This window comes from Amycolatopsis balhimycina FH 1894, assembly GCF_000384295.1.
Classification (GTDB): Bacteria; Actinomycetota; Actinomycetes; order Mycobacteriales; family Pseudonocardiaceae; genus Amycolatopsis; species Amycolatopsis balhimycina.
Window position 1 is genome coordinate 1,648,103 of the sequence record NZ_KB913037.1, and the last position, 13,350, is coordinate 1,661,452.

The following is a 13,350-nucleotide window of genomic DNA, read 5'->3' on the forward strand; positions in this document are numbered from 1 at the left end:
ACTCACGAGTCCATCGTCCAGGCCGTGCGGAAGAGCCGGGTGTGCGCGATCGAAATCCCGGGACTCAGCGCGAGTGACCGCCGCGCCGTGGCCAGCGTCGACAGGCATTTCGCGCCGCTGCCGGGTTTCTCGGCCTCGCGGATGCGCTCGCCGACCTCGGCCGGGTCGAAGAACTCCAGCACCGTGGCGGCGAAGAGCAGGAACGCCGCCAGTTCGCTCCCGAGGCGCGCCGCCGCCGGGATCAGCTCTCCCGGCGCCGCGGTGGGGGCCCACGAGGTCAGCTCGTCGTGCCACTTCAGCAGCGACGGCGCCGTGGCCTCGGCGGGCGTGAGGTCCGCGACCTTGGTGAGCAGGTCGATGTTCAAGGCGTCGAACGGGTCCCGCATCAGCTCGTGCCGGATCGCGTCGGCCCGCGCTTCCGCCTCACGGCGGCACATGGCGAGCGCGGCCGTGCCGAGCTCGATTTCGTCACCGGTGCCGCGGTGGGACACGAGTTCCCGCGCGCTGCGCCGCAGATCCCGGGCGAGCCCGCCGGAAAGGACGTAACACAGACCGACGAATGGCTTCGTCCAGCCGAGCAGGAGCCCGTAGACGATCTTCCGCGAACACCGCATGTCCAGCAGGCGCACGGAAAGCACGTCGTCGAACGCGCTGTCGAAAACGTCCCGGAACGGCGCGCCGCGGCGCTCGAAGCCGGCGGCGGCGTCCTCGGACACCGAGACCAGGAAGAAGCACCCGGTGACGCCGAAGACGCTTTTGATGTCGTTGAGGAAGTTCTCGACGTCCTGGTACGAGCGGAGCTTGTCCAGCTCGTCCACGCCGATCACGACGACGTGCTGCTGCGCCACCGCGGCCAGGAACGCGCGCAGGTCCCCGACCAGCTCGGGATAGGTTTTCGCGATCTCCTGGCGGGTCTCACCGCGCTTGCCGCCGACGTCGAACCCGATCGCGCCGCCGGCCTTCACCGCCACCGACCGCTCGTGCGCGAAGCTCTGCTGGTACCGGATTCCGCGCAGCCGCTCGACCGCCAGCTCACGCAGCTGCAGCTCTTCGGAGAACGGTAGCTCGTCGGGAAAGTCCATCCTGGACAGCAGGTCGCGAGCTCCGTCGGCCAGCACGAACGCCGGGATGCCGATCAGCGCACCTGCCACTGCCCCCACCAGCTGCCAGGTGGGGCTCTGCCAGCCGTTCCCGGCGGTGACCATGATCAGCCCGTCGACCACCAGCGCGGTGACGACCACTGCCGGCCACACCCGGTCTTTGCGCCGTGCCCGAAAGGTGCCACGCGCGAAGTTCACTTTCACGTTCCGGACGAACTGCATGGTCGTGGTGAACATGGCCACGACGAGCAACAACGTACCGGCGTCGGCGAACGGATGCGCGACCCACAGCGGCCCGTGGAGACCCACCAGGACCAGCAGTCCGGCGGTGACGGCCAGCGCGCCGCCCCCCAGCACCATCAGCCACGCGTGGGCCCAGCGCAGCGACATCCCCGCGAACCGGGGTTCGGGTTCGGGCTCGCTTTCCGGCCGGGCGATCGTGTCGCCGCCGATCACCCGCTTGCACAGCTCGGCGTAGAGGTGCAGGACGAAGTCACGGGGCTGGTAGGCGACCGGCGCCGAAACGACCACGCCGAGCCGCGGGCGATTCCCGGTCGACCGCTCGTGCTCCTCGTCGTCGGGCAGGCCGCGCACCCCGCGTGTGGTGGCGAAGAACCGCACGAGTGTCGACTTGCCGACGCCGCGCGGCCCGGCGATCCCGAAGCTGCCGTCGCTACGCTCGCGGATCATGCGTTCCAGCCGCTCGTAGGCATCGGTGAGCACGATCCGCTCGGTGGTGACGCTCTGCCGCAGCCCGTCGAAGGACTTGACGCGCATCCGCGGCGCCGTTTCCTCGGTCACGGCGGTGTTCAGGGCTGTCAACGCGCAGCTGAACACCGCCGCTTCCAGCGCCTGGACAGTATCCTTGCGCTGGACTTCCCAGTCGGTTTCCAATGCGCGAAACTCGAGCGCCTCCCGTGCCCGGGGGCGGGCGGCCGCCAACAGGTCCGCCTCCCGCAACACCATTTCCGCGAGCAGATATTCACAGTCGTACAGCTCAGCTCTCAGCGCCTCGGCCGGGTCGTAAGGGAAGTCCCCAGAGCGCGGCACGACCACGTTCGTCCGGCGTTCCATCCGCAGCCGGATCTGCCTCAGCTCGTGAATGCGCTCAGCTGACGGCTCCACCAGGCTGAAGTCGTCGACCACACTCCGCAACGCCATGACGCCTTCGACGAGCCCGGTCAGCTCCTCGGCGCCGACCGGCCCCGCTGCCTCCACGAGCAACTCGTGCAGGCGGTTCCCCACCATCTCGGTACGGTCGAACTGCTCGCGCACGGACGAGAAGAGCATCTCGCGGTTCGCCACGATGACCGCGTGGAGGTCCGGTGGATCTTGGAGGGTCTCCAGTTCCTCCCGGATCTCCCTCCGCGACCGCACGGCGGCGATCGCTTCGACGAACAGGTCGTCGAGATCCTGCGAAAACGGGCCCTTGGTCGGCCTCGGCATCGGATCCAGCTGTCCGGACATCACACCAGGGAGTCGCACCGGCCGGACCAGGCGCTACAGGGCCGTTAGCGGACCTTCCGCACTCTTGTTCATCTTCAGTTCATCTGCTTGTCGTCTCATGGGGTACGTCACCGGAAGGACGACCGAAGCCGAGAAAGGTCCCGAGATGAGCACTCCGACGTTGGACACGATGGCTTCCGAGCAGCTGGACCTCCACTTCGCCCAGCTCGAAGACCGGCTGGACCAGGACTACTCGGAGGTCACCCGAGCCCGGCTCCACGACTTGGTCGGCCACGAGCGCGCCCGGTTCGCCGGCGCTCGCATCCACGCCTTCGTCCCGATCCTGGTCGAACGGGCCGTCCGGGTGGCGTTGACCGCTCCGGGCCGGCACCGGAAAGACTGATCTGCCTCAGCCGGCGTGGTCCGTGGCCGGGGGCTCGTGGCGCAGCGATTCCGCGAGCGCGAGGGCGGGGTCCACGGCGAGCTCGCCGAGCAGCGCCGCGCGCACGGTCAGGTACTCGCGCACGGCGCCGACGTCGTGCACGCGCAGGATGTGCCCGCCGGCATCCGTGCAGTAGCCGACGGCGGCCAGCGTTCCCGCCAGCCGGCGGCTCGGGCACCGGTCGATGAGGGCGCCGATGAAGTCCTTGCGCGACACCGCTATCAGCAGCGGCCGGCCCAGCGCGTGCAGATCGTTCAGGTGCCGGAGGACGTCGATGGTCTGGCCAGGGGTCTTGGCGAAATCCGGCCCGGGGTCGAGGATCAGGGCTTCCTCGGGTACGCCACGAGCCGTCGCCACCGCCATGCGCTCGGCGAGGAAGGCGAGGACGTCCTGGGTGACGTCCGAGTAGCGGCTCGCGTCCTGCAGCCGTTGTTTGGGGGCGGCCCGGGTGTGCATCAGGACGAGGGCTGCGCCCGTCCTCGCGCACACGTCGGCCAGCCTCGGATCACGCAGCCCGCTGACGTCGTTGACCAGGACCGCGCCGGCCGCGATGGCGGCTTCGGCGACCTCGGGCTTGTAGGTGTCCACGGAGACCAGGGCGCCCAGCTCGCGGGTGATCCGTTCGATCACCGGCACCACCCGGTCGATCTCCTCCTGCACGGCGACCGCCGGCACGTTGGTGATCGCGGACTCGCCGCCGACGTCGATGAGGTCCGCGCCTTCTTCGAGCAGCTGGGCCGCGTGGGCGAGCTGGGCGTCGGCGGTGCCGACCAGCGCGCCGTCGGAGAACGACTCGGGCGAGGCGTTGACGACGCCCATCAGCCACGGCCGGCCGCCCAGCTCGAGCGTGCGGCCGGCCGCCGGGACCGTGAAACGGCGGATCATCATCCGGCCCCGGACGCTTCGAACGACGTCGAGACGCTCACGTGTTCCCAGGTGTCGAGTTCGCGGGCGATCTCGGCGAGCTTGCCGCGGACCGCCTGGTGGGCGTCGGCGCCCAGCGGCAGCCGCAGCGGCGGGTCGGCCGTCTCGACGGCGGTGATGATGGCGGCGGCACCCCGCGCCGGGTCTCCCGGCTGCAGGCCGTCGAACCGCCGCATCGTGCCGGCGAGCTCGTCGACCGACGCGTACTCGGCCAGCCGCCGCTCGGCCCGGCGCAGGCCCTTCCCCATCCAGTTGGTGCGGAATCCGCCGGGTTCGACGACGGTGACGGCGATGCCGAGCGGTTTCAGCTCGGCCATCAGGGCCTCCGACAGTCCTTCCAGGGCGAACTTCGACGCGTTGTACAGCCCGAGACCGGCCTGGCCCCGGAACCCCGCGATCGAACTGATGTTGACCAGATGACCACCCCCGCGCGCACGCAGGTGGGGCAGCAGCGCCCGGATCAGGCGAAGCGGGCCGAAGAAGTTGGTGTCCATCTGATGCCGCAGTTCGTCTTCGCCGACCTCCTCGACGGCGCCGACCAGCCCGTAGCCCGCGTTGTTGACCAGGACGTCGATGTGCCCGGCCAGCCGCACGGCCTCAGCGGCCCGGTCCGCGAGCACCTCCGGCCCGTCGGTGGTGTCGAGCTGCACGGCGAACGCCCGGCCCGGGGCGAGCGCTTCGAAGGCGGCCGACTGACGCTCGTCGCGCAGCGTCCCGACGACGACGCCCCCGCGGTCGAGGACCTGCTCGGCGAGGGCGCGGCCCAGCCCGCCCGACACGCCCGTGATCAGCCAGTGCCGCGGCTGCGCGTCCGGTGCCATCGTCGCCACCTCTCACCAGCATCAGAATAATTATCTAGCTGAATAGACGATAGAGACGGCCCTTCGGGCTGTCAACGAATCCGGCGGCGAGCCCGCCCGGCGCCGCGCTCGCGAACCGGTCATCCGGTACTATGAGTTCACTCAATCAACTCAAGGGGGAACAGGATGACCGCCGCGTCCAGAACGAGCATCGTGCGCGTGCCGAAGGCGGGCGAGATGATCGCTGCCGACCTGCGGCGCCAGATCGTCCTCGGCGAGCTGGCGAAGGACGACGTGCTGCCCTCCGAGACAGCCTTGATGGAGCGGTACGGCGTGTCCCGGCCGACTTTGCGTGAGGCGTTCCGCATCCTCGAATCGGAGCAGCTGATCAACATCCGGCGTGGCGCTCGCGGCGGGGCTCGCGTGCTGGTGCCCGACTCCCGGGTCGCCGCCCGCTATGCCGGCCTGCTCCTGCAGTACCGCAAGGCGTCCATCGCCGACGTCTACGAAGCTCGCAGCCTCCTGGAAACCGCCGCCGTGCGCACCCTCGCGGCCAAGCGCACCGCCACGGACCTGCAGGTGCTGACCGAGCTCGTCGAAAAGGGCGAGACGCTCATCGGCAACGCGGTGGGTTACGCCGAACACGACGCGGACTTCCACGAGCTGCTGGTGAAGCTGTCCGGCAACGACACGCTCGACGTGCTCGCCGGGATGCTCTTCCACCTCATCGACGCCCACCACCGCGCCTATGCCGCCACGCAGGACGACGTTCCCGCGTTCGCCTCGGCCAAGGTCGTCCAGCGCGCCCATGTCAAGTTGCTGGACCTGATCCAGGCGCGGGACGCCGACGGGGCGACGGAGTTCTGGCGCAAGCACCTCAAGCAGGTCAGCAACTACATGACCCGCGGCGAGGTGCCGGAGCTCGTCGACATCCTGTCCTGAACCCCCTTACGGCCGGAAAGCCTCCTCCGGCCACCACGGCCAGCCCGGCGGCAGGCCGGTGCTGACCCGCCCGGGAAACGCCGGCGGGCGTTTGGCCAGGAACGACTCGATGCCCTCCGCCGCGTCCGGACCGCCGCCGAGCTCGCCCATCAGCCGCGAGTCGAGCCGGTGCGCGGCCATCGGATGCGCTTCGCCGAGCATCCGCCACATCAGCTGACGGGAGAGCGCGACCGACACAGGCGCGGTGTTCGCTGCGATCTCGCGCGCGATGCCGATGGCGGCGGGCAGCAGTTCGTCCGGCTCGTGCACGGACCGGACCAGGCCGCCCGCGAGCGCCTCGGCGGCGTCGAAGATCCGGCCGGTGGCGACCCATTCCATGGCGCGTTGCATGCCCACGGCCCGGGGCAGGAACCAGGCGGCCGCGGACTCCGGCACGATGCCGCGGCGGGCGTAGACGAACCCGAACCGGGCGGTGGTGGACGCGAGCCGGATGTCCATCGGCAGGGTCAGCCCGGCGCCCGCCCCGACCGCCGGGCCGTTGACCGCGGCGATCACCGGCTTGGTACTCGCGTAGAGCCGCAGCGCGACGAGGCCGCCGAGGTCCCGGTGCTCCGCACCCGCCTCGCGGTGGTCGAACGCGCCACTTCCGGCACCGAGGTCGGCGCCCGCGCAGAAGGCCCGACCGGCGCCGGTGACGATGATCGCCCGCACCTCGTCGTCGGCGTCGGCGGCGTCCAGGACGGCGAGCAGTTCCCGCACGAGGTCGGGGGTGATCGCGTTGAGCCTTCCGGGCCGGTCGAGGGTGACCGTCAGGACGCCGGCGTCGAGGGCGGTCAGCAGGGTTTCGTAGCCGGACACGGGCGGGCTCAGACGCCGAGCGCCGCGAGCAGCCGCTCGTGGTAGGCCGCGGGGCCGCCGAAGAGCAGCTGGGCGGACTTGGCGCGGCGGAAGTGCAGGTGTGCCGAATGTTCCCAGGTGAACCCGATCCCACCGTGCACCTGGATGTTCTCCATGGCGGCGAAGAGGTAGGCACGGGAACAGCAGGCATGTGCCGCCGCCGCGGCCGCCGGCAGCCCGGCGGGGTCCTCGTCGTGCAGCCGGGCGGCTTCGCGGGCCGTCGCCTCGGCCAGCTCGACGTGCACCAGCATGTCCGCGCACTTGTGCTTGACCGCCTGGAACGAGCCGATGGGCCGGCCGAACTGGTGGCGGGTCCGGGCGTACTCGGCGGCGGTTTCCAGCACCCGGCGCGCTCCCCCGGCCTGTTCGGCCGCGAGGCAGACGGACGCGACGTCGAGCACCGGTCCGAAGACGCACTCCCCCGCACCGTCCTCGCCGACCCGTGTCGCCGGTGCGGCCTCGAAGGTGACCTGTGCCTGCGCTCGCGTGGCGTCCAGCGAACGCAGGGCTTCGGCACGCACCCCCGGCGCCTGCCGATCCACGGCGAACAGCGAAAGGCCGACGCCCGCACGGGCCACGACCAGCAGCAGGTCGGCGGTGGTCCCGTCGATCACGAAGCTCTTGCGCCCGGTCAACGACCACTGGCCCGGCGAAGTCTCCTCCGCCACCGTAGTGATCCGGCGGGGGCCCCACGCGCCGTCGGCCTCGGTCACCGCCAAGGCCGCCGTCGTCGTGCCCGCCGCGATTCCCGGCAGGTACCGCGCGCAGGCGACGTCGTCACCGGCGGCCAGGAGCGTGGTGGCGGCCAGGACGACGGAGGAAAAGAACGGCGCGCACAGCAGCGAGCGGCCCATCTCCTCCAGCACGACACCCAGCTCCACCAGCCCGAAACCGTCGCCGCCGTAGGCTTCCGGAATGGCGAGACCGGCCAGCCGCAGTTCGCCGGACAGCTGCGCCCACACCTTGGGGTCGAACGGTGCTTCGGACTCGATCAGCTCCCGCGCGGCTTCCTCGCCCGAGACCGCCTCGAGGAAGTCGCGCACGGTCGCGCGCAACGCGTCGAGGTCTTCCTGCGAAGTCGCTGTCGTCACGACCGGCCTCCTTGGTCCGCCACGGAATGGCGCAGCGCGCGAAACGGCGACCGGGTGTCGATGCCCGGTTCCTTCGGCAGGCCGAGCACCCGTTCCGCGAGGATGTTCTTCATGATTTCCTCGGTGCCACCGAGGATTCGCAACGCGGGGGTGGCCAGCAGCAGCTCGGTCCAGGCGAAGGTTCCCCACTCGCCGGTGTCGGCGATCACTCGCTGACCCAGCACGTCCGCTGCGAAGTGCGCGGCCTTGGTGAGGTTCTGCGCGTACATCAGCTTCGACACCGACATCTCCGGTCCCGGCGCCACCCCGGCCCGCATCCGTCGGATCGCCCGCGCGTTCAGCTGCGCGGTGGCGGTCAGGTCGACGAGCAGTTCGGCCAGCCTGGCGCGCAGCGCGCCATCGTCTTCGTGACCGGCTGCCCGCATCAACGCGGCCAGCCGGTCCGGCGTCAGAGCCGCGCTCACCGCGCCGACACCTTCGTTGCCGACCGTCGCCCGCTCGTTCATCAGGGTGGTCAGCGCGACCGTCCAGCCCCCGTCGACGTCGCCGAGCCGATGGTCGTCGGGGACCCGGACGTCGGTCAGGAAGACCTCGTTGAAGTCGGCGCCGCCGGTCATCTGGCGCAGCGGCCGGACCTCGACGCCGGGTGCGTCCATCGGCACGAGGAACGCGGTGATGCCGCGGTGCTTGGGGGCGTCCGGGTCGGTCCGGGCCAGGGCGAGGCCGATCTGGCTGAGGTGCGCGACCGACGTCCACACCTTCTGTCCATTGAGGACCCAATCCGCGCCGTCACGCACCGCCGTAGTACGTACGGCCGCGAGGTCGGACCCGGCGCCGGGCTCGCTGAACAGCTGGCAGGCGATGGCGTCGCCGCGGTACATCGCCGGCAGCCACCGGTCCTTCAGGTGCTGCCGCGCGTGGGCCAGGATGGTCGGGCCGACCATCCCCAGCCCGACCACACCGATCGTGCCGGTGTCCGGCACGTCGTACTCCGCCTCGACGGCGTCGTAGAGCATGTCGTGGACGGCGGTCAGGCCCCGCCCGCCGTACTCGGGCGGGCCGGTGATCCAGCCGAACCCGTTTTCGTACCGGGTCCGCTGCCAGGCCCGCGCGCGATCCACCGCGGCCCGTTCGACGTCCGGCGGGTCGGCGCTGAAGTAGGCCACCCGGTCGTCGCCGTCACCCCAGCGGAACGCGGCGGGCTCGGGCCGGCGATCGGCGTGCGCGTCGAGGAACCGGCGGACCTCGTCGACGAAGTCCGGTTCGAGGTCGTGCTGCATCGGGCAACCCTATCATTAATAGGTAGATAATTACACTATCCCTCGTCGCTGACCCAGCGGACCAGCCGCTGCAGCGGGTAGAAGCCGTCGTGCGGCAGCCCGGCCTCGACGACCGGAACGTGCCCGAGCGTCACGATGCGCTGGGCGCCCGCCGCGGCGAGCGCGTCCCGCAGCGACTCCTTGCGGGACGCGGGATAGACGCCGACGCTCTGCGTGGCGACGTTGATCCGGCCCAGCGCGTCCTCGAGCCGGTCCACCGGCACGACGTTCGCCACCTTGCACTCGGGATGGAAGTCGACCGGCTCCTCGGTGCGCACCACCAGCCCGTGGCCCTCGTAGCCACCGAACACCCGGGCGTACGGCGCCAGGTCCCGCAGTGCTTCCACTTCGGCGCGGATCTCGGCGGGCACCGGGTTCCCCACCGCCGACCCGAGCCTGCGGGCGACGCCAAGCCGCGGGAGCAGCGCGGCAGCGAACCGGTCGGCGTCCTCGGCACTGCCCTCGACGTACTGGAACCGGCTGGCCGCGCACGCCTGCTGGTCCATCAGCATGATGTCCTGCGCGGCGGCCTCCGCGGCTTCCGTCACCGCGGCGGCGGAACCGAACGCTTCCCGTCCGATCAGGGAAACCGACGTCTTGGGATCGAACGACACCAGCTCGAAGCCGGGGCCCACGTAGGCGCGGGCACTGCGCAACGACGCCTCGCCGCCCCAGGCGGCGAGCTTGTCGAAGAACTGCGGCCGGAACAGCACCGACTCGACCTCGGTGTCCCCGCCACGCCAGTAGGCGGCGGAGCACGAGCGGGTGGTCGGGTGGCCGGGCGCCACCGCGTGCAGGCCGGCGAGCAGCAGACTGGTCGAGTAGAGGTCGTTCGACGGCAGCTTGAACAGGTTGACCCCCTTGGTGAGGGCGGCCCGCAGCAGCGAAACCGCGCCGACACCGGGGGCGTTGCCCGCGAGCACGTGGACCACGCGGGCCGGGAACGCGCGGACCCGGACGGTGCGGCCGGACGGCGGGCCGGTGATCGTCCGCCAGCCGTCGAGGACGTCAGCGCCCCCAAGCTCCTGCTCGACCATGAACTCCATCGCGCGCCGGCTGAACGTCTTGCCCAACGAGGCGTACGCCTGGCTGAGCACCCCGGCCGGCAGCGGATTCGTCCGCCGGGCCGCCGCGAGCGCGTCGGCCACCAGGCCGTCCGGGTCCCGGTCCAGCCAGGAACCGAGTTCCCCCAGCAGGTCCATGATCTCGGCGACCGGCGTGCCGAAGGCCGGTCCCGGTTCGTTCCGCGGCCAGACCAGCGCGTCGAGGTCCAGCGCGGGCGTGACGAAGCGGTTCGCGCCGCTGCCGAAGGAGCGCTCGTCACCGCTGACCGGCACGCCGCGCTGCACGTGCCACACCCGGTTCGGGGTGTCCGTCTCGAGGGTGGTCATGAGGCCAGCGCTCCCCGGATGTAGCCGTCGATGGTGCCGGCGCACCCGATCGTGTCGTCGCCGGTCTGATACCGCGTGATGGTGTCGAGGATCGTCGGCCCGGGGCGGCCGCACAGACACTGCTCTGCAGTGTCGAACTGCACCCGGTCGCTGGTGATCGTGCCGCTCCAGCGGCCGGTGATGGCGAAGTCCACGAACGCGAAGCGGCCTTCGACCACCTGCCCGCTGACGTCCTCGGTGTTCAGCAGCGTCTCGCCCGACTGGTCGAGCACGAGTGGCAGCAGGCCCGGCGGGATGTGGTAGCGCAGCTTCTCGCACCGGTTCATCAGCTGGAACATCTCGGTCATCCCGTAGGTGCCGGTGCGGACGACGTCGCCGTAGAACTGCGCGACCTGCTCCTGGTAGTCGTCCGGGAGGGCCACGTTCTTGATCCCGCCGCCCGCGCTGACGATCGTCTCGGCGTGGAAAGCGCCGTCCGGGATACCCCGTTCCCGGGCCCGGTCGCGGACCAGCAGGTGCTGCGCCCAGGTGCCGGAGATGCTCAGCTTCTCGTTCCGCCGGTCCAGCAGGCGATCGATGAACGCGTCGATGCCGGGGTACAGCGCGGCGCTGCGGGCCTGCTGCTGCCGTTCGAAGGCGGCGATCTCGCCGGGGGTGGCCTGGCCGTCGGCCATCCGGCGGCGCATGGCCGCGAGGCGGCTGATGTCGGTCAGGCGCAACCGCTCGTCGGTCAGGAAGAACGCGTTGTCCGGGGTGGACCACAGGCTCGCCCCGAGGTTCGCCGCATCCGTGGCGCTGTTCACCCCGACGTGCGGCCCCAGCCAGAAGTAGCTGCGGGAGCCGTCCGCGCGGGCGAAGGGCCAGCCGAGCTGGCGGGCGAAGGCGTCCACTTTGCGCGCGCGGTCTTCGGCGCTGTGCCGCAGGAACGAGCACTTGCCGGTGGTGCCGCTGGTGGCGATCACGAAGTGGCCGTTTTCCCGCAGCCGGTCGACCCACTCGTCCTCGTCGGCGACGCCGTCGAAGTCGACGCCGGTCACGTCGTCGGTGGACAAAGTGGTCAGCCAGCGCGCCAGATCCTTCCAGCGCTTCTTTTCCACGAAGCTCGCCGGGTAGGATTTGTAAGTCGAGTGCGGGAACAGCAACGGAACCAGGTCGCTCTTGCGGGAAATCCGGTCGACACCGGCCTCGCGGGCCCGGCGGTCGAGGATCGGCACCTGCTGCCGGCGCTCGGCGACCACGGCGTCCGCCGCGGCCAGGTGCAGCGGGAGCAACTCCGCCGCTGGATACCGGTAGAGCTCCGGCGCCTGCCCCAGCTCGAGCAGTGTGCGGCTGGCCTGGTCCATCGGAAGCCTCCTTGGATCCCGGACGGGGGGTCGGCAGGAAGCGTGCGCCGGTACAGCGGCGGAAACCATGGGCGGAACGGACGATACCGGCGCCGTTCCGGCCACTTCGGACGGTGAGAGGCGGGCACGGATGCGGCAGCAGGTCTTCATCGTCGCCTTCGAGGGAGTCCTCCTCGGCAGCCTCGGGCTGGTTTCGGACGCCATGGCGCTCTCGGACCGTTACCGCGGCCGGGTCTACGGCGGACACGCGTTCTACCCGTCGAGCACCGAGGTGACCGGCCTGCAGGTGCGGGTGCTGACCCCGACCGGCGACGGAGTGTGCGCGGCGGGCGGTGTCCGGCTGCTCGCCGACGGCCGCGTCGGCGGGGACACCATCGCGAAAGCCGTGGTGCTGCCTGCCTTCGGCGGCGACGTGCACCTGTCGCAGTGGGCGGTGGTCCTGCCCTGGCTCAGGCGGCAGCACGCGGGCGGGGCGCTCATCGCGGCCGCGGGCGCGTCCGTGCTGGCGCTGGCTGAGGCGGGGCTGCTGGACGGAGTCGAAGCGGTCGCCGACGAGCGCGTGGCACGACGTATCGAAACACGCCATCCGGCCGTCTTGCTGCTGCCCGGGCTGCCGGTGCTGGCGACCGGGAACATCGTCACGGCCGCGACCATGGACGGCGAACAGGAGATGGTGCGCGAGCTGGTGCGCCGGATCGGCTCGCCGAACCAGCTGGACTGGGTGGACGAAGAACTCGGACGCCGGGCGGCGCACGACCCGGTGCCGGACGCGACGGTGGGGCGGTTCCTCCAGCTGGCCCGCGAGCACTACGCCGAACCGCGGTCCGTCGCGGCGATCGCGGCGGAACTCGGCACCACCGAACGGACGTTGCGCCGCCGGTGCCGCGCGGCGCTGGGCGAAAGCCCGAGCGACGTCCTGCGCCGGCTGCGCCTGGACGCGGCCCGGATCATGCTCAGCCGTTCTTCGATCCCGGTGGACCGGGTGGGCGCGCTGGTCGGTTACGCCGACGCCGGGGCGTTCCGTGGCCAGTTCCGCAGGCGGTTCGGCCACGCGCCTTCAGCCGTCCGCCGCGGTGAAGGCTGACGGCAGCAGCCTCGGCCACTTCCCCTGGCCGGGCCGGCCGCTTCAGCGCGTTTCAGAAATAGCCCTTTGTGCCGTCGAGCAGTTCCCGGACGATGTCCGCGTGCCCGGCGTGCCGCCCGGTCTCCTCGATGAGGTGGATCAGCATCCAGCGGAGGTTGGCGCCACCGGCGGTGAAGCCGCCGTGGCGGCCGACGTCGTCCAGGGAGGCCGACTCGACGATCGCGTTGCTGCGGGCACACTGGGCCGCGTACTCCGCGATGAGTTCGGCGAGCGGGCGGCCTTCGGTGTGCCAGTCGGCATCCTCGGCCGACTCGTCGAACGACGGGTTCTGCTTCTCGTCGCCGCCGAGGAACAACACGTCCAGCCAAGTGTGTTCGGTCCAGCGCATGTGCGAGAGGAGACCGGCCATCGTCATGGCCGGCGAGGTCGGGATGACCGAGCGGTGCGCGTCGTCGTCGGTCAGCCCCTCGCATTTCCAGCGAAGGATCTGCCGCTGCAGGTCCAGCCAGCCGATGAGCGCGGTGCGTTCGTCCGCTTGGAGCGGGGGCCGTGCCAGTTTCGATGCCATGCC

At 71.0% G+C, this 13,350-nt stretch carries 12 protein-coding genes; 3 read left to right on the top strand and 9 right to left on the bottom strand.

Going from position 1 to position 13,350, the window contains the following annotated elements; genetic code table 11:
* Positions 1-2: 2 nt before the first annotated feature.
* Entirely contained in the window at positions 3-2,567 is a 2,565-nt protein-coding gene (locus A3CE_RS0106615) for a hypothetical protein (RefSeq protein ID WP_020639284.1), read from the bottom strand.
* Positions 2,568-2,712: 145 nt separating this feature from the next.
* Here A3CE_RS0106615 and A3CE_RS0106620 point away from each other — a divergent pair, with 145 nt between their 5' ends.
* A complete protein-coding gene (locus tag A3CE_RS0106620; protein WP_043791887.1) occupies positions 2,713-2,949 on the top strand; it encodes a three-helix bundle dimerization domain-containing protein in 237 nt (78 codons plus the stop codon).
* A 6-nt stretch (positions 2,950-2,955) separates the two neighbouring features.
* Here the strand turns inward: A3CE_RS0106620 and folP are convergent, their stop codons facing one another.
* Entirely contained in the window at positions 2,956-3,873 is a 918-nt protein-coding gene (gene folP / locus A3CE_RS0106625; RefSeq protein WP_020639286.1) for a dihydropteroate synthase, read from the bottom strand.
* Positions 3,873-4,733: an oxidoreductase gene (locus tag A3CE_RS0106630; protein ID WP_020639287.1), complete on the bottom strand. Its 861-nt coding sequence runs from the start codon at positions 4,731-4,733 to the stop codon at positions 3,873-3,875. Before A3CE_RS0106630 ends, folP begins: the two co-directional genes overlap by 1 nt.
* Positions 4,734-4,898: 165 nt before the next feature.
* Here A3CE_RS0106630 and A3CE_RS0106635 point away from each other — a divergent pair, with 165 nt between their 5' ends.
* Complete coding sequence (locus tag A3CE_RS0106635; RefSeq protein ID WP_020639288.1) at positions 4,899-5,654, top strand: FadR/GntR family transcriptional regulator; 756 nt, start codon at positions 4,899-4,901, stop codon at positions 5,652-5,654.
* 6 nt (positions 5,655-5,660) lie between these two features.
* Here the strand turns inward: A3CE_RS0106635 and A3CE_RS0106640 are convergent, their stop codons facing one another.
* The 5 genes from A3CE_RS0106640 to A3CE_RS0106660 are packed head-to-tail and all read right to left on the bottom strand — an operon-like array spanning position 5,661 to position 11,695.
* The gene (locus tag A3CE_RS0106640; protein WP_020639289.1) at positions 5,661-6,512 is read right to left on the bottom strand and encodes an enoyl-CoA hydratase-related protein; all 852 of its coding nucleotides are present in this window, start codon (positions 6,510-6,512) and stop codon (positions 5,661-5,663) included.
* Positions 6,513-6,520: 8 nt separating this feature from the next.
* Entirely contained in the window at positions 6,521-7,642 is a 1,122-nt protein-coding gene (locus tag A3CE_RS0106645) for an acyl-CoA dehydrogenase family protein (protein WP_020639290.1), read from the bottom strand.
* The gene (locus A3CE_RS0106650; RefSeq protein ID WP_020639291.1) at positions 7,639-8,922 is read right to left on the bottom strand and encodes an acyl-CoA dehydrogenase family protein; all 1,284 of its coding nucleotides are present in this window, start codon (positions 8,920-8,922) and stop codon (positions 7,639-7,641) included. The genes A3CE_RS0106645 and A3CE_RS0106650 overlap by 4 nt, the downstream gene beginning before the upstream one ends.
* A 35-nt stretch (positions 8,923-8,957) precedes the next feature.
* Positions 8,958-10,352: an acyl-CoA reductase gene (locus A3CE_RS0106655; RefSeq protein WP_020639292.1), complete on the bottom strand. Its 1,395-nt coding sequence runs from the start codon at positions 10,350-10,352 to the stop codon at positions 8,958-8,960.
* Positions 10,349-11,695, bottom strand: coding sequence for a hypothetical protein (locus tag A3CE_RS0106660; RefSeq protein WP_020639293.1), 1,347 nt, complete (start codon positions 11,693-11,695; stop codon positions 10,349-10,351). Before A3CE_RS0106660 ends, A3CE_RS0106655 begins: the two co-directional genes overlap by 4 nt.
* 130 nt (positions 11,696-11,825) lie before the next feature.
* Here A3CE_RS0106660 and A3CE_RS0106665 point away from each other — a divergent pair, with 130 nt between their 5' ends.
* Positions 11,826-12,779, top strand: coding sequence for a GlxA family transcriptional regulator (locus tag A3CE_RS0106665; RefSeq protein ID WP_026468225.1), 954 nt, complete (start codon positions 11,826-11,828; stop codon positions 12,777-12,779).
* Between the two features lie 52 nt (positions 12,780-12,831).
* On the opposite strand, the gene A3CE_RS0106670 is transcribed toward A3CE_RS0106665, so the two are convergent.
* Entirely contained in the window at positions 12,832-13,347 is a 516-nt protein-coding gene (locus A3CE_RS0106670) for a DinB family protein (protein WP_020639295.1), read from the bottom strand.
* Positions 13,348-13,350: the final 3 nt, after the last annotated feature.

Coding starts and splice junctions, on each gene's coding strand:
- A3CE_RS0106630 (WP_020639287.1), bottom strand. CDS start 4,733: ATGGCACCGGACGCGCAGCCGCGGCACTGGCTGATCACGGGCGTGTCG.
- A3CE_RS0106655 (WP_020639292.1), bottom strand. CDS start 10,352: ATGACCACCCTCGAGACGGACACCCCGAACCGGGTGTGGCACGTGCAG.
- A3CE_RS0106665 (WP_026468225.1), top strand. CDS start 11,826: ATGCGGCAGCAGGTCTTCATCGTCGCCTTCGAGGGAGTCCTCCTCGGC.
- A3CE_RS0106615 (WP_020639284.1), bottom strand. CDS start 2,567: ATGTCCGGACAGCTGGATCCGATGCCGAGGCCGACCAAGGGCCCGTTT.
- folP (WP_020639286.1), bottom strand. CDS start 3,873: ATGATCCGCCGTTTCACGGTCCCGGCGGCCGGCCGCACGCTCGAGCTG.
- A3CE_RS0106650 (WP_020639291.1), bottom strand. CDS start 8,922: ATGCAGCACGACCTCGAACCGGACTTCGTCGACGAGGTCCGCCGGTTC.
- A3CE_RS0106620 (WP_043791887.1), top strand. CDS start 2,713: ATGAGCACTCCGACGTTGGACACGATGGCTTCCGAGCAGCTGGACCTC.
- A3CE_RS0106660 (WP_020639293.1), bottom strand. CDS start 11,695: ATGGACCAGGCCAGCCGCACACTGCTCGAGCTGGGGCAGGCGCCGGAG.
- A3CE_RS0106635 (WP_020639288.1), top strand. CDS start 4,899: ATGACCGCCGCGTCCAGAACGAGCATCGTGCGCGTGCCGAAGGCGGGC.
- A3CE_RS0106670 (WP_020639295.1), bottom strand. CDS start 13,347: ATGGCATCGAAACTGGCACGGCCCCCGCTCCAAGCGGACGAACGCACC.